The sequence below is a fragment of the Nonomuraea sp. NPDC052129 genome (genome assembly GCF_040680095.1).
Taxonomy (GTDB): domain Bacteria; phylum Actinomycetota; class Actinomycetes; order Streptosporangiales; family Streptosporangiaceae; genus Nonomuraea.
Genome location: NZ_JBFAVX010000028.1, coordinates 16,593 through 37,333 on the forward strand (window position 1 = coordinate 16,593; position 20,741 = coordinate 37,333).

Sequence of the window (20,741 nt, forward strand, 5' to 3'; positions counted from 1 at the left end):
TCAAAGGCGAAGGAGGGCTCATGACCCTGTCCTCCCCGCTGCTGCTGGTTGTCGGACTGCTCGTCACAGCGGCGCTCGCCTGGGCAGCGGTCGTCTCGGCGCGCCGCCGGACGGCCGCGCTCGCCGCGGCCGGTGTCGCTGTGCCGGGCGGACGCCGGGCGTACCTCGGCATCGGCCTGACGATCGCCGGCGTCGCCGTACTCGCGATCGCCACCGCCGGACCCGCGGCCATGGTGCCCGTCCCACGGACCGCGGGCACCGTCATCCTCGCCATGGACGTCTCCAACAGCATGGGTGCCGACGACGTCGCGCCCACGCGGCTGGCGGCCGCGCAGCGGGCGGCGCGCGCGTTCGTGGCGGCGCAGCCCGATAGCGTCGACATCGGAGTCGTCGCGTTCGAGAGTGGCGCGCTCACCACCGCACGGCCCGCCGCCGACCACTCCATCGCGCTCAAGGCCATCGACCGGCTGAAGATCACCGGCGGTACCTCGCTGGCCACGGCCATCACGGCCTCGCTGACGGCGATCACCGGCAAGCAGGTGGCCATCGGCCGCGACGGCACCGCCCCCGACATCGGCTACTGGCCGTCGGCGACGATCGTGATGTTCTCGGACGGTCAGGACCGGGGCTCGGACGTCGAACAGGCGGGCGTCGAACAGGCCGCCGCCGTGGCCCAGAAGGCAGGCGTACACATCCACACGGTCGGGGTCGGCACGACGGCCGGTGCGACGGTGCAGGACCGCGGCTACCACCTGCAGACCTCGCTCGAAGAGGACACCCTCACCTTGATCGCGCAGACCACCGGCGGCGCCTACCGCCCCGCCTCCGACGCCGCGCGCCTCGACGGGATCGCCGACACGATCGACCTGCGGCTCACCGTCTCCGACGAGCCGCTGCCCCTCGCCGGCGGGCTGATCGGGCTCGCCCTCGCGCTGCTCGCCGCAGGAGCGGCGCTCACCGTGCTCCGGTCTGGACGGGTGATCTGAATGGTGTTCTCATGGCCGTGGGCGCTGCTGTCGGTGCTGGTCATCCCGCTGATCTTCGCCATCCGCGAGTGGGCTAGGCGCCGCCGTCGGCGGGCCGTCGTGCGTGTCACTTCGATCGCGCTCGTACGGACTGCCCTGCCCAGTCGTACGCGCTGGACGCGGAAAATCCCCGCAGCACTGTTCATTGCCGGACTCGCGCTGCTCGTGGTCGGAGCCGCGCGACCGCAGGCGTCGGTGCCGGTGCCGATGAAGTCGGCGACGATCCTGCTCGCGCTCGACACTTCTGGCTCCATGTGTTCCACGGACGTCGACCCCAACCGCATCACCGCCGCGAAGAAGGCCGCCGCGGACTTCATCGAGTCGCAGCGGGGCGGCCCGCGCATAGGCCTGGTCACCTTCGCCGGCAACGCGGGCCTGCTCGTCCCTCCCACCGACGACACCAAGTCGCTGATCGACGCGCTGGACGGACTCACCGTGTCGCGCGGCACCGCGATCGGGCAGGCCATGCTCACCTCGATCGACGCGATCGCGGAGGTGGACCCGTCAGTCGCCGCCACCGGGGCGAACCCCGTCGCCGGCGGGGAAGGTTACGCCGGTGCCGCGATCGTCGTACTCACCGACGGCGCCAACACCCAGGGCGTCGCCCCGCAGACCGCCGCCCAGGAAGCGGCCGTGCGCCGCGTCCGCGTCTTCACCATCGGCTTCGGCACCACGAACCCGGCCCCGATGGTCTGCGACAACTCACAGTTCGACGGCGGCTTCGGCGGCTGGGGCGGCGGCTTCGGCGGCCGCGGCGGATTCGACAGAGGCCGCAACCCCCGCACCATCGACGAGCCCGCACTCAAGCAGATAGCCCAGACCACCGGCGGCTCCTACCACCGCGCCGAGAACGCCGACCAGCTCCAAAGCGCCCTCGCCGCCCTGCCTGGCAGCTTCACCGTCATCCAGCAACGAGTCGACACAGCCGCCGCCTTTGCCGCCGGCGGCGGCATCCTCATCACCGCGGCCTTGTCCCTCTCCCTCTGGTGGAACCGCCCCCGGCCTCCGACCCGCTGACGGTACGGGTAGCCGAAACGCCTCAGCGGTCCCCGCCGGTTCGCGGCGGTCCATCTCGGCGATCTCGTTCTCGCGAAGCAGGCCATGATCGTGGGCGATCGCCTGCTCAACGCCCCTCGGGGAAGCTGATCACCCCACCACCCGTCGATGCCGCGCGCCCCAGCCTTTCCACGACCTGGACCTCATCAGCGTGAACTCGGTCCCCTCGCTACTATGCCCGGCGTGAGCGATGACCCTTCTGCAATGAGCACCGGGCGCCTGGAGGCGTTCAGCGACGGCGTGTTCGCCATCGCGATCACCTTGCTGGTGCTGGAGATCCGCCTGCCCGAAGGCTGGGAAGAGGACCTCGGGGGCGCGCTGATAGGCCTGTGGCCGTCCTACCTCGCCTACGTGGTGACGTTCCTGCTGGTGGGGATGATCTGGATGAACCACCATCGGATGTTCCACTTCATCCACAGGACTGATGGCATGTTGCTGGCCCTCAACGTGCTCCTCCTGATGGATGTCGCCTTTCTGCCGTTTCCCACGCACGTGCTAGCAGAGGCGTTGCGCTCCGAACACGGCACCCAGATGGCCGCCGTCTTCTATGGAATCGTGCTGGTGATCGGCGGCATTTTCTACAACGCCGTGTGGTGGTACTCCTCGTTAGGACACCGCCACCTCGGCGGGCACATCACCCCGGCGGAGGCCCGCTCGTTGCGATTTCGCTGGGGAATGGGGCCGGTGCTCTATCTCGTCGCGACCGTCATCGGCGCGTTCAGCGCGATAGGCGCGCTCGTGTTCTACGTGTTGCTGCTCGTCTTCTACATGTTCGACATGCGCCCCAGGCGAAAGGCCATGTAGCACCACGTTTCGCGCCCTTGCTGTGCGGGCGGCGCCGTGCGTCAGTGCTTCGCGGCGCAGTCGTAGAGGGTAGTGCTGCCTCCAGCCATTGGACTGCTCGGTGCGGAGGCGGTGGGACTTCCCCCATACGCGGCGGCGGGGACTTCGGTGCAGTTCTCTTTCAGCCATTGCGAGCGGTGCGTGCTCGCCCCGCCCATCATGGCGCTGAAGCCGCCGAAACTGGATCCCAGGACGAAGCGTAGTTGCCCCGAACTCGTCCACTCCTTCAGCTGCTGGACGGTCGGGGCGTCGTCGATGCCGATGAAGCCGCCCATGCCGATGACGGTGGCGTCGCTGTTCAGGATGAAGGTGGAGGCGAACATGGCCCCGCCCTCGGTGGCGAGTTTGATCCGGGCGGGGCCGGACTGCTTGACGGCATAGTCCAGGATTTTGCGCTGGTCGGAGGTGAGCTCGGCGCCGCCGCCGGGGAAGCCTCCGGAGAACCCGGGTGGCATGCCACCATTTCCGCCGGGAAATTCCCCAGGAAGTCCTTCGGGGAGCTGCATCCCTTCCGGGAGCTCCATGCCTGATGGGAGTCGCATCCCTCCTGGGAGCTTCGTGCCTGGCGGGAGCTGCATGCCTTCCGGGAGTTCGAAGCCGCCCGGAGCCGGGCCGCCTCCGCCCGCCCCGCGGCCGAACGGCATGGTCGGCGGCCCCGCGGTGGGGTTGGCGCCGCCCATCGCCGATGTGGAGCCGGGGACGCTGATCGCCCAGGCCGCAGGCCCCGAAAGCACCGCCAGGACCGCGACGCCGACGGCGGCGGGCAGCAGCTGTGGCCGCCCGGCGGGCAACAGCCGCCGACCCGCCGACAGCAGGAGCAGGACGATCGCCGCCACCCCGGCCGCGCCCACAAGCCACGCCACCCAGCCGTTCCAGGACGGGGCCCGCCCGATCACGACATACGCCCAGGCCGTGGTCACCGCGACGGCCCCGGCTCCCAGCGGAAGCGCCCAGCGAGCCCCCGCCCGGTGGGCGCGGGCCAGCGTTGTGGCGAAGCCCGCGGTGACGGCGGCGACTGCCGGGGCAAGCTGCGTCGTGTAGTACGGGTGAAAGGTCCCCTTCTGAGTGGCGAACACCAGACCGCAGACCACCAGCCAGGTACCCCACAGCACCCATCCGGCTGCGGCAAGCGGCTCACCGGGCAGCATGACTCCGCGCCAGCGCAGCACAGCGCCAGCCACGGCCAGCACCAGCGCCACCCCGCACAACGGCAGCAGCCAGCTGATCTGCCCGCCGACCTGATCATTGAAGAGCCGTCCCAGACCAGCCGCTCCACCGAACGAGATGCTGAAACCGCCCTCGCCACCGAAGATCCGGCCGAGACCGTTGTAGCCGACGACCAGGTCCCAGGCACTGCCGTCAGTGCTGCCACCGATGTACGGACGGCTCCCCGGCCAGAGCGCAACCACGGCGACCCACCACAGAGAGGACACCACGAGCACGACGCCCCCGATCAGCAACTTGCCAAGCCGCCCGAGCCAGGGACCGCGCGCCCCGACCAACCAGGCCGCCGCGAACGCCGGGATCACCATCCAGGCGGCCAGCATCTTGGTCATGAAGCCGAGGCCGATCAGGAACCCGGCCGCGCACAACCACCTCAGTCCGGAGGTTGTCCGCATGGCGCGGGTCAGCGCGTACGCCGCCCCCACCAGCGTCAGCACCAGCAGCGTGTCAGGGTTGTTGTCGCGGTTGATCGCCACCGTGATCGGGGTCAGCGTCAGAACCAGCGCGGCCAGCATCCCCGCCGCCTCACCTGCCCACAGACGTACGGTCCGGTGCAGGAGGAACACCGTGGCGATGCCCTCCAGCACCTGAGGCAGGATCATCGCCCAGCCGTGCAGACCGAAGATCTTGGTACTGAGCACCTGCGGCCACAGCGCCGCCGGCGGCTTGTCGACGGTGATCACGCCCGCCGGGTCGTACGCGCCGAACAGGAAGTTCGTCCAGCTCTGGCCCATGGACTTCACGGCGGCGGAGTAGTAGCTGTTGCCCCAGCCGAGGGAGCCCAGAGCCCAGCCGTACAGCACGGCGGCCAGGAGCAGGATCACCGCGAGCGCCGCCCGTCTGGGGAGCGGGCGGGGGGTGGATGGCGGAGTCATCTCGTACGTCACTCTCTGGAAAGGATCAGGGGGTGCTGCGGCGGAAGACGGCCAGCCGCAGCACCAGGAAGCGGACAACGGTGACCAGCACGGACGAGGCGGTGAGCACCAGCGTCTCTGCCGCGGCCGACGCCTCGGGCTGTACCTCGCGGAACAGCAGCACGGCGGCGGAGGTGACGACGTACCCGAGCAGGAACAGGAGACCGGCTCCCAGGTGTGCCCGCCCGGCCCTCGTACCGGACCAGCGGAAGGTGAGACGGCGGTTGGCCTCGGTGTTGAGCACGGTGAGGACCAGCAGCGACACCAGGTTCGCGAGCACGGGCGGCCACCAGGCGCGCAGCAGCCAGTACAGCAGAGCCTGACCGGCCGTCGAGAGCACGCCGATGGCCACGAAGCAGCCGACCTCCCAGGTGATCCGGGAGCGCGCCCTGCTGGGGGCCAGCACGGCGTCGGGGTGCTCGGCGGTGGGAGCGGGGCGACTCGGCAACGGGGCCCGCGCGGCGCCCGACGCCTTCATGCGGGCCACCCGCCACAGCCCGCGCAGATCGTCCGTGGCGGTGCTGACGACGTCGACCCGCGTGTCCACATCCTCGACCCAGTCGACCGGGACCTCGTGGATGCGCAGCCCGTTGTGTTCGGCGAGCAGCAGTAGCTCGGTGTCGAAGAACCAGGCGTCGTCCTGTGTCCGTTCGAGGAGCGGGCCGAGCACGTCCGTACGCGCGGCCTTGAAGCCGCACTGCGCGTCACTGAACCGGGCTCCGTGCGTGAGCCGGATGATCGCGTTGTAGCAGCGGGAGATCAGCTCGCGGCGCGGTCCACGTACGGTACGCGCGCCGGGAGCCAGGCGGCTGCCGATGGCGAGGTCGGAGTGGCCGCTGGCGAGCGGGGCGATCAGCGGCATCAGCGCGTCCAGGCGCGTGGACAGGTCGACGTCCATGTAGACGACGATGTCGGCCTCGCTCGCGCCCCACACCGTACGCAGCGCGAGCCCGCGCCCTTTCCTGTCGAGGTGGACCACGTTCGTTCCGGGCAGTTCGGCGGCCAATTCCCGGGCCACCTCCAGCGTCCGGTCAACGCTCGCGTTGTCCGCCACGGTGAGCCGCCAGGGGAACGGCATCCACTGACTGAGGTGTGCGTGAAGGGTACGCAGACAACCTGGGAGCGCCCGCTCCTCGTTGTAGACGGGGATGACGATCTCGACCGTGGGATGCGGAAGCTTCGAGGGCTGGAAATCCCGGAGGACGCTCCGGCCGCGGGTCGTGTTGGTCATCGATGTCCTCCGGAAACAACTGCCGGCTCTCCGGGGGTCTCGGCGATGGGCGGTACGGCGGATCGCGGCGCGCGTCTGGCCCGGATCTTCTCCTTCCGGCTTTCGACCATGGTGTACAGGGTTGGGACCAGGATCAGCGTGAGCAGCGTCGAGCTGATCAGCCCGCCGATGACCACGATGGCGAGTGGCTTGGAGATGAACCCGCCGCCACCGGTGATCCCCAGAGCCATCGGCAGCAGGGCGAAGATCGTTGCCAGCGCGGTCATCAGGATGGGACGCAGCCTGTTGCGCCCGCCTTCCACGACAGCCTCATACAGCGGCATCCCCTGACCGCGATACTGGTTGATCAGGTCGAGCAGCACGATGGCATTGGTGACCACGATGCCGACCAGCATCAGCAGACCGATCATCGCCGCCAGCCCGAGCGACGTACCGGTGATGAGCAGCAGCCCGATCGCCCCCGTGGCGGCGAACGGGATCGACACCAGGAGCAGCAGCGGCTGGATGAGACTGCGGAACGTGGCAACCATGACGAAGAACACCAGCGCGATGGCCGCCACCAGGGCCAGCCCGAGGCTGCCGAAGGCTTCGTCCTGGTCGGCGCTGGCACCGCCGACGGAGTAGGTGGCACCGGCGGGCAGCGTCAGCTTGGCGAGTCGGCTGTCCAGGTCCGCGCTGATGGCACCGAGGTCGGCGCCGGTGCTCTTGCCGGAGACGGTGACGGTACGCTCCCCGTCGACCCGGCTGACCGAGACCGGCCCGTTGACCTGCTTGACCTCGGCCACGTCGGCGAGGTCTCCCTTCCCGGGCAGGTCGAGCTTGCGCAGCTCACCGAGTGAGACGGGCGCGTCGCCGGTGTCCACGACGACGTCGGCGGTGGTGCCGTCGAAGGTCAGCTGGGTCACGGTACTGCCGCGGAACGCCTGGGCGACCAGCTGGCCGACAGCGGCCTCGGTCAGGCCGCGCTCCGCCGCCTCCTTGCGATCGACGGTGACGTCGATGCGGGGCGCGGTCTCGGCCAGACCACTGGTCACCTCGGTGACGCCGGGGATGGCCGACATGGTCTGCTGTACGACGCGCGCCGCGTCGCTCAACGTGTCCTGCTCACTGGCGTGTACCAGGACTTCAAGCCCGTCGCCGCCGAAGCCGCCCGTCTCGCCGATGCTGATCTCTCCGGCGTCGGGCAGCTTGCCCAGCTGGTCGCGCAGGGTGTTCTCCACGGCCGCGGTCTCACTGCCCTCGCGCAGGGTGAGCGAGTAGCTGGCGCGGGCCGTACCACCGCCGCCTCCGTTTGGACCTGCGCCCGCGAACCCGACGCCGCTCGCGCCACCCACCGTGACTTGGTACGACTTGACCGCGTCGAGGCCGGTCAGGACCTTCTCGACCTCCTTGGCCTTCCTGTCGGCTGCGGCCAGGGACGTGCCGACGGGCAGGTTCTGGGTGATGTTGACCGTGTCCTGTCCCGCGTTGTCGATAAAGCTGGTCTCCAGCCGGGGGACCAGGGCGAGTGTGCCGATGAGGATCGCCAGAGCGCCGGCGACCGTCGTGAGCCGGTGCCGGGTGGCGAACCGGATCACCGGGACGTAGGCGCGCTGGAGCAGGCTGCGGCGTTCCTTCTCCTCCGCCTTGTGCCGGTCACCGTTCTTGGGCGGCTTGAGGAACCAGTAGCTCAGCACCGGTACGACGGTCAGCGACACCAGCAGCGACGCGAGCAGCGCCACCGTGACGGTGATGGAGAACGGCCCGAACAGCTCACCGACGAAACCGCCGACGAAGGCGATCGGCAGGAACACCGCCACGGTGGTGAGGGTGGAGGCGGTCACCGCGCCCGCGACCTCGCGTACACCGTTCTCGATCGCCTGCCGTTTGGGCTCGCCGTAGGAGAGGTGGCGTTTGATGTTCTCCAGGACCACGATCGAGTCGTCGACGACGCGGCCGATCGCGATGGTGAGGGCGCCGAGGGTGAGCATGTTGAGCGAGTAGTCCCAGGCCCACAGCGCGATCAACGCGATCAGCACCGACAGGGGGATGGAGACCGCGGTGACCAGCGTGGAGCGTACCGAGAAGAGGAAGACCAAGATGATCAGCACGGCCATGGCCAGGCCCAGGAGTCCCTCGGTGGTCAGGCTCTCGATCGACTTCTCCACCTGGGGTGCCTGGTCGTAGACGATGGTGAGGGCGGCGTCCGTGCCTAGGGCGGTGGCTAGGGCGGGCAGCTTGGCTCGTACGTCCTCGGAGATCGACACGGCATTGCCGCCGGGCTTCATGGTGATCGAGACGCCCAGGCTGGGCTTGCCGTCGGTGCGGGTGAGCGTGGTCGATTCGGCCAGGCCCAGCTTCACGGTGGCCACGTCGCCCAGGCGTACGGGCTTCGGCTTCTCTTTTGTTGGGGTTGCCTGTGGGGAGCCCGGCCGCTGATTTTGGTTTTGGGGCTGAGCCTGGGCCTGGGGCTGGGATGTCTGCGCGGCGGGGGCGAGGTAGAGGTCCTTGAGATCCTTGATCGACTCGAACCTGCCGCCGACCTGGACGCTCAGCGTCGTGTCCGCATGGGTGAGGGATCCGGCGGGAATCGGCTGGCCAGCGCCCTGGATGGCGGTGGAGATCGCGCTGGTGTCCAGCCCCTTCTTCTTCAGCTCATCGGCGTCGGGGGTGATGGTGATGACCTGATCCCGGGTACCCGTGACGGAGGCCTCCTTGACCCCCTCGATGCCGGTGAGCGTCGGGACCACGTGGGTGGTCAACTGCTCGGCGAGCCGCTGCTGGGATTTGTCGGAAGCGGCGGCGAGCTGGATGACCGGCAGATCGTCGGTACTCCCCACGACAACCTTCGGCTCAACCCCGTCCGGCAGCCGGTCGGCCAGCCCGCTGACCACCTGCTGGATCTTGCTCTGCGCGTCGTCGATATCGGTCCCGAAGTCAAAGGCCACCTGGACCGTCGAGCTGGACTCCCGCGAAGTCGAGTTCACCCCGGTGACGCCGGTGACCCCGCGTACCCCCTCCTCCAGCGGCACCGTGACCCGGTCCTCGACGATCTCTGGAGCGGCGCCGGCGTATGACGCCACGACCGATACCTGGGGGAACGACAGGGAAGGCAGGAGTTGCTGCTGCAGCGCCGGCGTGACGTAAACGCCGAACGCGAGCACCACGACCGTGATGAGCGCGATGAGCCCCCGTTGGGCAAGGCTCAATCTAGCCAGAAACGACATCTTTCCACTTCTCTTTGCATGGGGGTCAGATCGCACGGTGCGCGGGAACGGGCGAGCCGGACCACTTGGGTCACCACTTCAAGCCTCGGGGCGTGGCTTTGGGCGGGCGTCCGCCTGGAGGAGGGTTCTGATCTGCGGCGATCGCAGTAGACGCGGGCGCGGGCTACTGCGTCCGCGGTTCGTGGGCGATCAGCTGGCCCGCTTTTGTGAGTAGGGGGGCGCCGTGGCCCCCGCCTTCGGTTTGCGGGCGATCAGGGGGCTGCGGTGGCCCGCGCCTGTGGTCTCTATTTGGGGGCGATCAGCGGGACTGGGGACGGACGAGACCAGTCTCGTACGCGATGATCACCAGCTGGGCGCGGTCGTGCGCCTTCAGCTTGGTCATGGCCCGGTTGACGTGCGTCTTTGCGGTCACCGGGCTGATCCCCAGCAGATCGGCGATCTCGTCGTTGGTACGCCCGTGGGCCACCAGGATCATCACCTCGCGTTCGCGCTCGGTGAGCACAGCAAGATCTTCGGGCACATGCTGGGCCGAGACGCCGCGCCCGTCCAGGAAGCGGGTGATCAGCCGTCGGGTCGCCAACGGGGACAGCAGTGCCTCGCCCCTGGCTACCACCCTGATGGCCTCCTGCAGCTCGCCGGCCTCCACGCTCTTGCCGAGGAACCCGCTGGCACCCGCCTGCAGCGCGGCGAAGACGTACTCGTCGATCTCGAACGTGGTCAGAACCAGCACCCGTACTCCGGCAGTGGCCTCATCGCAGGTGATCTCCCTCGTCGCGGCCAGACCATCCATTCCGGGCATACGAACGTCCATCAACACCACGTCGGCCATGGTCTCCCGCGCCAGCCGTACGGCATCATGACCGTTGGCAGCCTCGCCGACCACCTCCAGGTCCGGGGCCGAGTCGATCAGCACCCGAAACCCGGCACGGACCAGCGCCTGGTCGTCGGCCAGCAGCACTTTGACGGTCATGACCTGTTCTTCCTTGAGACGGGGAGCGTGGCGTGCACCCGAAACCCACCACCGTCCACGGGCCCAGCGAGGAAGGTCCCATCGACTGACAGGGCTCGCTCCCGCATACCGATCAGCCCGTGACCGGTCCCGTTCCCGGAGGAGGCTCCACCCGCATCACTCCGCCCGTTGTCGGCCACATCGACGATCACCTCGTCGGCGGCGTAGTCGATCCGCACGGTCGCGGTCGCCCGCGGCGCATGCTTGCTCACGTTGGTCAGCGCCTCCTGAACGATCCGGAACGCGGCGAGGTCCACGGGAGCAGGCAACGGCCTCGGATCGCCGTAGATGAGCCAACCCAGCTCCAGCCCGGCCGCAGTGAAGGAGTCGACCAGCTCAGGCAGCCGATCCAACCCCGGCGCAGGCTCGGTCAGCAGCTCCTCGCGGCTACCTGGCCGCCGCAGCAGCCCCACTGTCGTCCGCAACTCGTCCAACGCCTCCTTGCCCGCTTCGCGAACATGGCCCAGCGCCGTACGGGCCTGCTCGGGTTCGGTCGCCAGCAAATGCGCGGCAACCTGCGCCTGTACGTTGATCAGCGCGATGTGGTGAGCGAGAACGTCGTGCAACTCCCGCGCGATGTACAGCCGTTCCTCCATCACCCGCCGTTCGGCCTCCTCCTCACGCGTCTCCTCGGCTCTGCGCGCCCGCTCCTCGATGGCGGCCACATAGGCCCGGCGACTGCGCAGCGAGTCCCCAACCGCGGTGGCCATACCGATCGACGCGATGGGTGCCAGCATCTCGGGCGTCAGCCACGCGCTTCCACCGAACGCCACCCTGGCCACAGTGACCCCGAGCGCGGCAAGTCCTCCGTAGGCCCACGCGTGCCGACGCGGGACTCGCGAGGCCACTGTGTACACCGCGATCGCCGACCCAAGGTTCAACGGGCTCCGCCCGCCGTCGATCACGGCGTAGGCGACGAACCCGGCGACCGTGACGGCGAGAACCGCGCGGGGCCATCGCCGCCGGAAGACCAGAGCACCGCAGACGACCGAAGCCAGCACGATGCCGTAAGCAGTGAGGGGCTGCATTTGGCCGCGCCACTCCGCGCCCGGCGGCGGGGGCGCGCCCGGCGCCAGCAGGGTCATCGCATACACGCACACGGCCAGGATCGTGTCGGCCACATAGGGTCGGGAAAGGAGCTCCCGTCGCAGCCAAGTCACGGTACGCACCCCTAAACAGTAGGTCTGACCTGGGCGAATTCCCTCATCCCGTGGTACCCCTCGGCTCTACTGCGACCGCAGTACGGCCGGGTCGGGGTGCTGCGAGGTCAGGTGATTCGGGCGCACGACCAAAGTCCGGAGGGCGAATCGGCCTGGCGGAGCCGACGCGCACCTTGTCGGCAGCCGCAGCAGACACCGGGGGTGGCCGAGGCTGGGTCGGCGCACGGCCCCAGATCGCGGTGCCACCGGTCACGCCCTGGAGCCAAGGTGTGGTCCTCAGGCTCGTCAGTTGCGTCGATCACCGGCTGCAACTGCGGTTTATCTTCTGGACGAAACGGTTGCATTTCGTCATAAACCGCCACGGCCAGCCGAGGCTACTCCTCCTCGGGTGCTCTGCGGGCGGCTCCGCCTCGGCACGCGGGCAGCGCATGAAGCGTTACCTGCGGGACGCGTTCATGTGCCGGACGCACTATGCGGCCCAGCTCAACGGTAACGCTCAGCGCGTCGGCGCCATCCTCTTCCGCGCATCCAGAAGGGCACTGAGGATCTTGTCCTGGTGGTCGTGTCGGCATGGTGGACCTCGGGGGTTCGAGGCCCAGGCGGGGGAGAGTCCTTGGCGGATTTCGAAACCATGAATCGCTGAATCTCAGAAAGGTATACCTCCGCGGAGGTGCCCACTTTCAGGCTGGAAGCATCCTTGGACCATCTGCCGGAGGGTGACGTTTCCCATGCGGTGAGTATGGAGCTGCGGCTCAGGGCCAGTCGAACTCTCCCCTTCGCACGCCAATCACAAAGGCGACCCAGTCCGAACGACTGAACTCAAGAACGGTTCCGTCGGGTGAGTTGGAGTCCCGGACGTAAGCAGAAACTGGGCCGAACGCAACCTCCACGCACTCGCCCGACGCACTCGCGGAACTCTTACACCAGATCAGCTCAGGCGGATCGCCAGGACCTTGAGTCATCAAGCTATCCTCCAATGTCGGTACTGAGAATAGCCCGGCCAGTCAAGATCGTACAGAGCTGCTCAAACTGGCGGCAACGCTGGCCGGCGGTACTCCAGCGCGCGAGAACGGGACGGCCTCATCTCATGCCGTCAGCGACGTCGGTGATGAACGAAAGCGATTCGGCTGGGCTCAGCGCCTCCTCGAGGATGGCCTTGAAATCGGCATGGACGTCGGAGATTCGTGGATCCTCGCCGGTGACCGTCTCATGGAGATCACCGCATTCGATGTGCAGCAACTCACCCAGTCCGCTATCGAACTTCAGCAAGGTAAAAGCGCCGCGAAGCATGCCGATGTGGGACCCCACGCTGAATGGCACGATCCTGATATTGATCTGTTCGCTACGCTCCGCAACACTCACCATATGCCGAAGCTGGGTCGGCATAATAGTGCGATCTCGACGCACCCCGACATGTCGGCGAACTACCGCTTCGTCGAGCACAAAGATCTCACGCGGGGGAGTCGAGCGCTGCCTCAATGTCTCCTGGCGCATGAGGCGGAGCTTGACCAAGCTATCAAGGGCATCCGGATCATGTTCGGCGTGCGCGAGAGATTCCGCATACGCCTGTGTCTGCAGCAGCCCGGGGATGGCCAAGGGCTGGAACTGCCTAATTTCGGATGCTCCCGCTTCGAATCCTACGTAGGCCAGATAGGCGTTACTCACGTCATTCTTGAAGTCGCTCCACCAGGCCTTAGCGCGCGCTCCCTGATTTAGCCTATGGAGTTCGTCCATAAGAGCAGGGTCGGTGACACCGTAGAGACGCCCCAGTGCGTCTAGATCAACCTTAGATATTCCGGTCCGCCCGCCCTCGACTCGGATCAACTTAGACGTGTGCCATTCCAGAGCTTTGGCGACGTCATCCTGAGTCAAACCGCGTTGCCTACGCAGCTCCGCCAGCCTTCTCCGGAGGAGCGCTCCCTGGATCACAGGGCCGCATTGATCCACCGCACCGCACCTCACCTTCCGTAGTCGCCCATGGCTTGCCTACTTGCAGCGCGCAACGTGACGAGCCCACGCTACCCCAACCCTCTTAGGGGTCCCTCGACTGCCTGATGACCTCACCCAGCAGTACAGACATCTGCCCATGTTCCCGGCGTGGCGTGTTGTGCGCCGGTTCTTTACCCTCTGCTAGGGTATGCCATGCAAGGTAGTAGTTTGCTACCTTGCACAGCGATTGTACTGACGGAGTGTGATGCTCATCACGGGGCTTGATGCGGAGAGGTGACCCGCGGACGCGACAGGAGTATTCGCGGGGGAAAGCAGCCAGAGGTCTGAGGAGGTCGCTACGACACAAGATGCGATAGGCCACCGCTCTGGGCAGCCACAAGAAAAGTCTTGGCAGTCGGGGAGGGAAAGTGTCCAGAGTCCTGTGGCACGGGATGGCGGGTGCCGATCTAATGGGAATCGGGAACAGGGCCGTCCTGCGCAGGCTTCTGAAAACAGCAGAGGAAGACCTCCGCTTCCCGCCGCGCGAAAACTCTTCCGACGAGGGGTGGGTCCGTGGCTGCGAGGGGAGGATAGCGTGGCGACGCGCGACTCCGGCCTTGGGGGACCCGAGTGCTTGCGATGAATCGGCCGACTATTACTTGGTATATCGCGAGCCCACCGAAAAAGAGTATCGCAATTCAGAGAGTGGGCATATAGCCTTCTGCATCATGCGCGTGCTGCACTGCTCGGACTTGGAATCGCTTGGAACATAGTCAAGGCCAGTCGATGCCGAGACGCCTTGCCAGGTCTTCCGTCAGCTGATCGCCGACTTCGACATCATTATCGACCTGATTTGGCTCCTGCCCGCTCTCCTTGGCCTCGCGTTCAAGGTAGCGGGCAATGAGCTCACCTTCCAAGCCTTTATTGAGCAAGGGAGAGATGAGGGCCACGAATCTGCCATGGCGGGTGATGATCGCAGGCTCGCCGGAGTCATTAATCTCCTGTATCACTTCGGCCGTTCTCTGATTGAGGTCGCGCATCTTGTAAATACGCACGTCTCCTCGACCCGCTCGTGACTTCTCAACAGTCATAGGACATCCCCGCAAATCTGCGTACTACCTTTGTACTACATCTATCCTTCCGATGCGACCCAAGGCCGCAATACAGACAAGGACTTGGCCATGAGCATCCCCGCCACCGAGCCGACTCCGTCGGCGGCGAGCGACGTGTCCCAGGCTGCCGACCTGCGTGTAGCTGCGCGGTGGCTGGTGGGAAGCAGCGCTTCGGTGGTCGCCTTATTAGTCGTCCCAATTCAGTTACGAAACTTTTCGGATCTCACAGAAGTCGGGCCGTGGGCGGTTGCGTTGGCTCTGCTAGGGTTCCTTGCCGCGCTGGCGAGCGTCGTATGGACGCTCTACAGTGCGGCGGCGGTTCTGGCCGTGCCCCGTCGAAGCATCGGCGAGCTTGCCGAACTCGACCGTGCGGACAACAGCAATTATCCGGATTCCCGCGTAGAACCACCCACGTCAGCGCTCATCACTTATCTGGTTGACAAGCGCCGCGCAGACTTGCTGGGGAGCGCTCGGGATGCTGTCTGGCAACTCGCCACGGACATGGTTATAGCCCACAAGGCATCAATGCTGCCTCGAACGGGAGAAAAGATACAAATAGGTACACGCGAGTACGATCTAGGAAGCTCTGCGGACAACGCGGCGTTGGCGACTCTTGTCCTCGACCTCGAGAGACGCGCCCAGCGCGTCGTGGACGCTGCAGCGGCCTTCGAAACTCAGCAGCGCTATGAACGATTGGCAAAGGGCATGAAGCTGGTGGGCGCGCCCTTCGCTGCCGGCTTTCTGCTTCTCCTGTGGTTACAGACGCTTCCAGCTGCATCTATGGCTGTGAAGACTCCGACCAGTGTTCAGATCGTCGTACCGGCGTCTGGGAAAGATCCCTGCAGGGGAAAGGTTCTGGAGGGCGTCGCCGTGGGCGGCACAATGGACGCCCCGGTCGTAGTGATCCCCTCGCAGCCGGGTTGTCCCGCCAGGAAACTTACCGACACGGACGAGTTCATCGTCATACCACGCACCGCCAAGTAGCTCTCACAAGACCGCCTGCGCTTGTCAGCTTCACAAGCAGGCCGGCGTGGCGGACGTTGCTAGTGATGGCAGGTCGATATCGCGCCTGGACGAGGTGGCATCAGAGCCCCGGACATCCCAGCTGTGCGTCGAGCCCCGCGGAGAGGCGGCCTCCGGTTCATCCGTGGCCACCAGTCGCATTCTTCTGGACGTGATGAAGTAGTCGCGTGCTTCTCGGTAGCCGTACCGCTGCAGGAAGGCGTCGCGGCCTAGTTGGTCGTGCTCCTCGATAGCCGCCAGGACCATCTCGCGATCGAGCTCGGATAAAGCTATTGGATCACGATATGCCTGGAGACCGGCAGCCGTGTGGATGCTGGGCCTCCCTCTGGCATCGAGCACGGGCTGGACTGGCGACCAGCCTGTTCGATGCGGTATGCCCGTTCACTCCGGGTCGGGCCCGGTGCTCCGCCCCTCTGCCGTCGGGCGTCTGAGTAGCTTGTCGATGCTGCGGCGTTCGCGTTTGGTGGGGCGGCCCGCGCCTCGAGTTCGTACGGCCACGGTGACGATCTCTTCGCGCGGAGGGGGCGGAGGGCTTTGTCGATGTAGCATTCGGCGGCCACGGGGGCGCCGACGCGCTTGGTGATGATCCGGGAGACGACCACTATGCGTTCGTGGCCCTCGTGCCGCAGGCGGACCTCGTCACCGACCCGGACGACATGCGCGGGCTTGACCCGCACCCCGTTAAGGGTGCTGTGGGCGGCTGCTGTGGCGTAGCCGGAGTGCGGCGACGACGAGCAGAGCGACCGTGCCCGCGGTGAGGATGGCGTTGCTGGTCAGATCCTCCGCCGGGCTCGCCGGCTCGATGGACTTCCATGGGAAGGAGTGCCAGGCGTAGGTCAGCATGGCCCCGCCGGCGAGCGCCAGGCGGTGGGCGTCCGACCAGCCGGGGCGGCGCGACCAGCGGACGATCAGCGTGCCGACGGTGACGAACAGGGCCAGATAGATGACCACGCTGAGCCACGCGGGGAGGGGAAGCGCCTTCGCGAGCCACGGCGACAGGCCTGTGGGGTCGACCGCGTACAGCAGTACGAAGACCGCTCCCGCAACCAGCGCGAGTGCGCCCGCCGCCCACGGGCTCGGGGCACGGCCGGCGGTCGGCAGGGCGGTGCGCCTGCCGAGGCTGAGGCCGATGGCGATGATCGCGGCGATCACTACGCCGGCGCCGATGAGCTGGGGCGCGGAGGCGACGCCGTCGCGGTTCATCGTGACGCGGGTGCCGAGCAGGACGATGGCCAGGAACAACGCGCCTGTGACAGCGAAGCCGACCTTCCCCAGCCACGGTGTGGTGCGCCGTGAGCCGGCGAGGATTTCCACTACCGCGATCGGGACGCTGATGCTGAACACCGTGTGGACGCCCACCATGAACAGCGTCCAGGGCGCGGCTATGCCGAGAGCGGGGATGAAGCCGTAGTCGAGGATGCGCACGCCGGACCAGTTCGGGTTCCACAGCGTCTGGGTGGTGTACGCCTCCTCGATCATGCCGTAGGCCAGCGCGAGGGTCATCATGGTGGGCCACCCGCGTCCGGTACGGCGGGCGAACTCACGGATCAGTAGCGCGCCGGTGCCGTATGGGGCCAGGGCGATCACAAAGACCACGCTGATGCTGGTGACCGGCGCGTTGCCCATCAGATATTCGGCCACCAGGGGAGCCAGCACGATCAGTCCGAGCACGGGTGCCAGGCGAGTAAGTAACGGGATGCGGGGGTGGATGGGTGATTCAGATGCGGTGGCTCTGGTCATGGCGCCCTCCAGGGGCGGGTGAGGGTGGGTGGGGCGTGGGCGCCTCACCCTGCACACAAAGAAAACCGCAGACAGCGCATTTTTGCAACCTATGTATAAACGCAGGGTCTGTTAGAATCGCGACGTGACTGCTGAGCCGGGACATCGCGAACGCAAGAAGCTGCGGACACGCCGCGCCCTGGTCGAGGCGGCCGTGCGCCTGTTCGAGGAGAAGGGCTACGACAACACCACCGTGGCCGACATCGCGGCCGCGGCCGACGTGGCTCCCCGCACCTTCTTCACCTACTTCCCCAGCAAGGAAGACGTGCTGTTCCTGCCTGTCGAGGGCCGGTCGGAGGCGCTCGTGGCGACACTGGCCGACCACCCGCCCGGGGAGCCCCCCGGTCAGGCGCTGCTGCGGCTGTACGACGCCATCGTGCGGTCACAGGCAGAAAGTGATGGCCTGGACATCGTGCTGTCCCCCGTGCGAGCCCGGCTGATCATGACCGAACCTGCCCTGCGCGCCCGCGCCGTGACACTCATGTCCGACGCGCAGCCCCGGCTCGCCAAGGCGCTGCACCAGGCCTACTCCGACCAGCTCGACCTCATCACGGCAGCCGCCGCCGTCGGCAGCTTCCTGGGCGCCATCACCTCGGCCGAGATGATCGCCCGCGAACGCGGCGACTCTCCAGAGCAGGTGATGGGCGCGGGCCGGAAGGCCGTGGAGATCGTCGCCCGCGGCCTGGCCCACATGGATGATCCCGACCCGAGCGCACCCGGGAAGTTCAGCGTTTCGGTCGCGCCATAAGCCACTGATCCCTAGCGCTTCAGAATGCACTGCACTGTTACAGGCCAGTAGGGGGCTTGTCGGCGGTGCGGTCAGGTACTCGTGCGGGTGAGCAGGCGCAGCCGGCAGTCCAGGCCGTGGTGCACGGTGTGTCAGGCGGGCCAGGCTGTGAGGGCGACTTCGGCCAGGCGCTCGAGGTCTTCGTGGCTGGCTCCGTCGCAGGCTTGGGTGTTCATGCCCTGGACGACGGCCGCGTAGAAGGTGGCCAGTGCGCGGGCGTCGGTGTCCTTCGGTAGGCGGCCGGCGAGGACGTCGCTGGTGATCTTCTCCTCGATTGCGTGTTTGGTTCCCTCGCGTACGGCGCGGAGTTCCGCCTTGACGTCTTCGGACGCCGGCGTGCAGTTGGTCGCGCCGCTGATGACCAGGCAGCCCGGGGGATGGCTGGGGTCTAATGAGGGAGCCCGTCATGCCTGTACACGCCCTGCCCAAGACGGCCTACGCCCGCACCGTCCGCGGATCCGGCCCCGGACTGGTCCTGGCACACGGCGCCGGTGGCGGCGTCGAAGCAAATTTCGGCCCGATCCTGGACGGGCTCGTCGCCCGCCACACTGTCGTCGGCGTCGACTATCCGGGCGCCGGAGCGACCCCCCGGTCTGAGGTGCCCCTGGACGTGGACGACCTGGCCGACCAACTGGTCGGCGCCGCGGACGCCGAAGGACTGGACACCTTCGCGATCGCCGGGTTCTCCCTCGGCGGTTCTGTGGCGATCTGTGCCGCCGCCCGCTACCCCGACCGCGTCAGCGCCCTTGTGCTGACCGCCGCCTTCGCTCACCGGGACGCCAAGCTGGGCCTGGCCGCCAGCCATGGTTCGTTCCGGGGCCTTCCCAATGCTCGGTGAGCCGCCATTCGTCCTTGGCTGGGACATCAGCGGTGTCGTCGAAGAGGTGGTGCCCGGCGTGACCCGCTTCCAGGTCGGTGGCGAGGTCTACGGCATGCCGTTCTTCCCCCGCCAAGGCGGCGCGTACGCCGAGTACGCCGCCGTGCCGTCCCGCCAACTGGCCCGCAAGCCCGCCACCATCGACCACACCCACGCCGCGGCCCTGCCGCTCGTTGGCCTCACAGCCTGGCAGAGCCTGGTTGACACCGCGAAGATTCAGGCCGGACAGCGGGTCCTGATCCACGGCGGAGGTGGTGGGGTGGGTCACCTGGCCGTACAGATCGCCAAGGCCCACGGCGCCGAGGTCATCGCCACCGCCAGCGCGGCCAAGCACGACTTCGTCCGCCGCCTCGGCGCGGACGAAGTCATCGATTACCGCACCGACGACTTCACCGAAGCTGTCACTGACGCCGATATCGTCCTGGACACCGTCGGCGGCGACTACGGACCGCGCTCGATACGCTCACTGCGCCCCGGAGGGCTCCTGGTCACCGTGGTAGACCGGACCAACACCGCACTTCGGGACGCGGCCATCGCGGCCGGGAGGCGGTTCGCCGGCGTCACAGTCGAACCCGACTACGTGGGGCTGCAGGGCATAGCCGACCTGGTTGAGGCTGGAAAGCTGTACCCGTACGTGGAGCACACCCTGCCGCTGGCCGAGGCCGCCAAGGCTCACCAGCTCATCGAATCCGGCAGCACCCAAGGGAAGATCATTCTTACGGTCTGAGCTGTCCCGCATGCGATCACTGCGAGCCGCGACTGTGCTCCGGCTCGGGGAGAAGCATCACAAGAGATGTCCTTCGCCACCGGCCTTCGACTGCAAAGGACACCCGGCGCTTCGGGAAGCGTGAACCGTGCTACTGGCAACCCGGGAAACGATCAGCTCCCATCCCGAAGCGGTCTCCATTCCGCGCTCTCCCTCGCAGGTCACCCGCACTCGTGAACAACCCCTGATGAGCCTTTGCGATCATCCGGTCGCCTTGGTGTCCCAGTCGGTCCGGTAGTCGAAGATCCAGGTCATCTTCTCGGGGTTGCCCAGTTTGCCGAAGATCCGGATCGCGTACGCGTTGATGATGCGGCCGACCGGCCCCGCCGCCTTGCTGGCGTTCTTGCGGGTCGTCTCCTTGATGACGCGGTCGACGCGGGGGCGGCGCTCGGCCTCATAGGCGGTGAACGCTTCGGCGTAGGGGAGGTCGCGTAGGCAGCGGGCGAGCTGGATCGCGCTCGAAGCCGGCGTATTCCTCGCTGTCGAGATCGAAGGAGACCAGCAGGTCGTACAGGTCGGTTGGGTGAGGCATGAGGGCCTTTCGATGAACGGCTGAACAGGTGCTCGGCATGGCCCGGGCACCTGTTCAGCAGGCTGCTATCTGGCGAAGACACGCTGCTATTGATCACTCGGTAACGAGCGTAGAAGAGCCAGAGATCTCGTTTGGCCACCTGGCTGTGAGCTGTTTTCGCCACGGCCACGCGTCGTGTCGGTGGGCGATGCCAACGGCGGGGTCGGCCAGCCACTGGGCGTGGGGATGCTGGTCGGACAACGGTCGCCCGAGATGGCAGATGGGCCCT

17 protein-coding genes and 1 pseudogene are annotated in these 20,741 nt (G+C 67.2%); 7 read left to right on the plus strand and 11 right to left on the minus strand.

Annotated elements, in window-relative coordinates:
• The first annotated feature begins 20 nt into the window (after positions 1-20).
• From AB0L53_RS42040 to AB0L53_RS42050, 3 genes are all read left to right on the plus strand, one after another.
• On the plus strand, positions 21-986 hold the full coding sequence (locus tag AB0L53_RS42040; RefSeq protein WP_364006923.1) for a VWA domain-containing protein: 966 nt from the start codon (positions 21-23) through the stop codon (positions 984-986).
• Entirely contained in the window at positions 987-2,042 is a 1,056-nt protein-coding gene (locus AB0L53_RS42045; protein WP_364006926.1) for a VWA domain-containing protein, read from the plus strand.
• 222 nt (positions 2,043-2,264) lie between these two features.
• Positions 2,265-2,885: a TMEM175 family protein gene (locus AB0L53_RS42050; RefSeq protein WP_364006929.1), complete on the plus strand. Its 621-nt coding sequence runs from the start codon at positions 2,265-2,267 to the stop codon at positions 2,883-2,885.
• A gap of 41 nt (positions 2,886-2,926) precedes the next feature.
• Here AB0L53_RS42050 and AB0L53_RS42055 read toward each other — a convergent pair whose 3' ends face one another.
• The 9 genes and pseudogenes from AB0L53_RS42055 to AB0L53_RS42095 all read right to left on the minus strand — a co-directional run bounded on the left by AB0L53_RS42055 (position 2,927) and on the right by AB0L53_RS42095 (position 14,652).
• Complete coding sequence (locus tag AB0L53_RS42055; RefSeq protein WP_364006932.1) at positions 2,927-5,023, minus strand: glycosyltransferase family 39 protein; 2,097 nt, start codon at positions 5,021-5,023, stop codon at positions 2,927-2,929.
• 25 nt (positions 5,024-5,048) lie between these two features.
• Positions 5,049-6,293: a glycosyltransferase gene (locus AB0L53_RS42060; protein WP_364006935.1), complete on the minus strand. Its 1,245-nt coding sequence runs from the start codon at positions 6,291-6,293 to the stop codon at positions 5,049-5,051.
• Positions 6,290-9,499 (minus strand): efflux RND transporter permease subunit, encoded by a 3,210-nt coding sequence (locus tag AB0L53_RS42065; RefSeq protein WP_364006938.1) that lies wholly within the window; start codon positions 9,497-9,499, stop codon positions 6,290-6,292. The genes AB0L53_RS42060 and AB0L53_RS42065 overlap by 4 nt, the downstream gene beginning before the upstream one ends.
• Positions 9,500-9,797: 298 nt before the next feature.
• A complete protein-coding gene (locus tag AB0L53_RS42070) occupies positions 9,798-10,469 on the minus strand; it encodes a response regulator transcription factor (protein ID WP_364006941.1) in 672 nt (223 codons plus the stop codon).
• A complete protein-coding gene (locus AB0L53_RS42075; RefSeq protein ID WP_364006944.1) occupies positions 10,466-11,677 on the minus strand; it encodes a sensor histidine kinase in 1,212 nt (403 codons plus the stop codon). The genes AB0L53_RS42070 and AB0L53_RS42075 overlap by 4 nt, the downstream gene beginning before the upstream one ends.
• Before the next feature lie 743 nt (positions 11,678-12,420).
• Positions 12,421-12,630 carry a DUF397 domain-containing protein gene (locus AB0L53_RS42080; RefSeq protein ID WP_364006947.1) on the minus strand — a complete coding sequence of 70 codons (210 nt, stop codon included), beginning with the start codon at positions 12,628-12,630 and terminating at the stop codon, positions 12,421-12,423.
• Between the two features lie 118 nt (positions 12,631-12,748).
• A complete protein-coding gene (locus tag AB0L53_RS42085) occupies positions 12,749-13,402 on the minus strand; it encodes a DUF5753 domain-containing protein (RefSeq protein ID WP_364007266.1) in 654 nt (217 codons plus the stop codon).
• Positions 13,403-13,630: pseudogene (locus AB0L53_RS42090) on the minus strand (helix-turn-helix transcriptional regulator); the annotation flags it as partial. It abuts the gene before it with no gap.
• Positions 13,631-14,370: 740 nt separating this feature from the next.
• The gene (locus AB0L53_RS42095; protein WP_364006950.1) at positions 14,371-14,652 is read right to left on the minus strand and encodes a type II toxin-antitoxin system Phd/YefM family antitoxin; all 282 of its coding nucleotides are present in this window, start codon (positions 14,650-14,652) and stop codon (positions 14,371-14,373) included.
• A gap of 126 nt (positions 14,653-14,778) precedes the next feature.
• On the opposite strand from AB0L53_RS42095, the gene AB0L53_RS42100 reads away from it, so the two are divergent.
• Entirely contained in the window at positions 14,779-15,693 is a 915-nt protein-coding gene (locus AB0L53_RS42100; RefSeq protein ID WP_364006952.1) for a hypothetical protein, read from the plus strand.
• Between the two features lie 720 nt (positions 15,694-16,413).
• Here AB0L53_RS42100 and AB0L53_RS42105 read toward each other — a convergent pair.
• On the minus strand, positions 16,414-17,403 hold the full coding sequence (locus tag AB0L53_RS42105; RefSeq protein WP_364006955.1) for a hypothetical protein: 990 nt from the start codon (positions 17,401-17,403) through the stop codon (positions 16,414-16,416).
• 193 nt (positions 17,404-17,596) lie between these two features.
• Here AB0L53_RS42105 and AB0L53_RS42110 point away from each other — a divergent pair, with 193 nt between their 5' ends.
• The 3 genes from AB0L53_RS42110 to AB0L53_RS42120 all read left to right on the plus strand — a co-directional run bounded on the left by AB0L53_RS42110 (position 17,597) and on the right by AB0L53_RS42120 (position 19,902).
• Positions 17,597-18,259 carry a TetR family transcriptional regulator gene (locus AB0L53_RS42110; RefSeq protein ID WP_364006958.1) on the plus strand — a complete coding sequence of 221 codons (663 nt, stop codon included), beginning with the start codon at positions 17,597-17,599 and terminating at the stop codon, positions 18,257-18,259.
• A gap of 445 nt (positions 18,260-18,704) precedes the next feature.
• The gene (locus AB0L53_RS42115) at positions 18,705-19,136 is read left to right on the plus strand and encodes an alpha/beta fold hydrolase (protein ID WP_364006961.1); all 432 of its coding nucleotides are present in this window, start codon (positions 18,705-18,707) and stop codon (positions 19,134-19,136) included.
• A complete protein-coding gene (locus AB0L53_RS42120) occupies positions 19,126-19,902 on the plus strand; it encodes an NADP-dependent oxidoreductase (protein WP_364006963.1) in 777 nt (258 codons plus the stop codon). Before AB0L53_RS42115 ends, AB0L53_RS42120 begins: the two co-directional genes overlap by 11 nt.
• 240 nt (positions 19,903-20,142) lie before the next feature.
• On the opposite strand, the gene AB0L53_RS42125 is transcribed toward AB0L53_RS42120, so the two are convergent.
• Positions 20,143-20,523, minus strand: coding sequence for a hypothetical protein (locus tag AB0L53_RS42125; RefSeq protein WP_364006966.1), 381 nt, complete (start codon positions 20,521-20,523; stop codon positions 20,143-20,145).
• Positions 20,524-20,741: the final 218 nt, after the last annotated feature.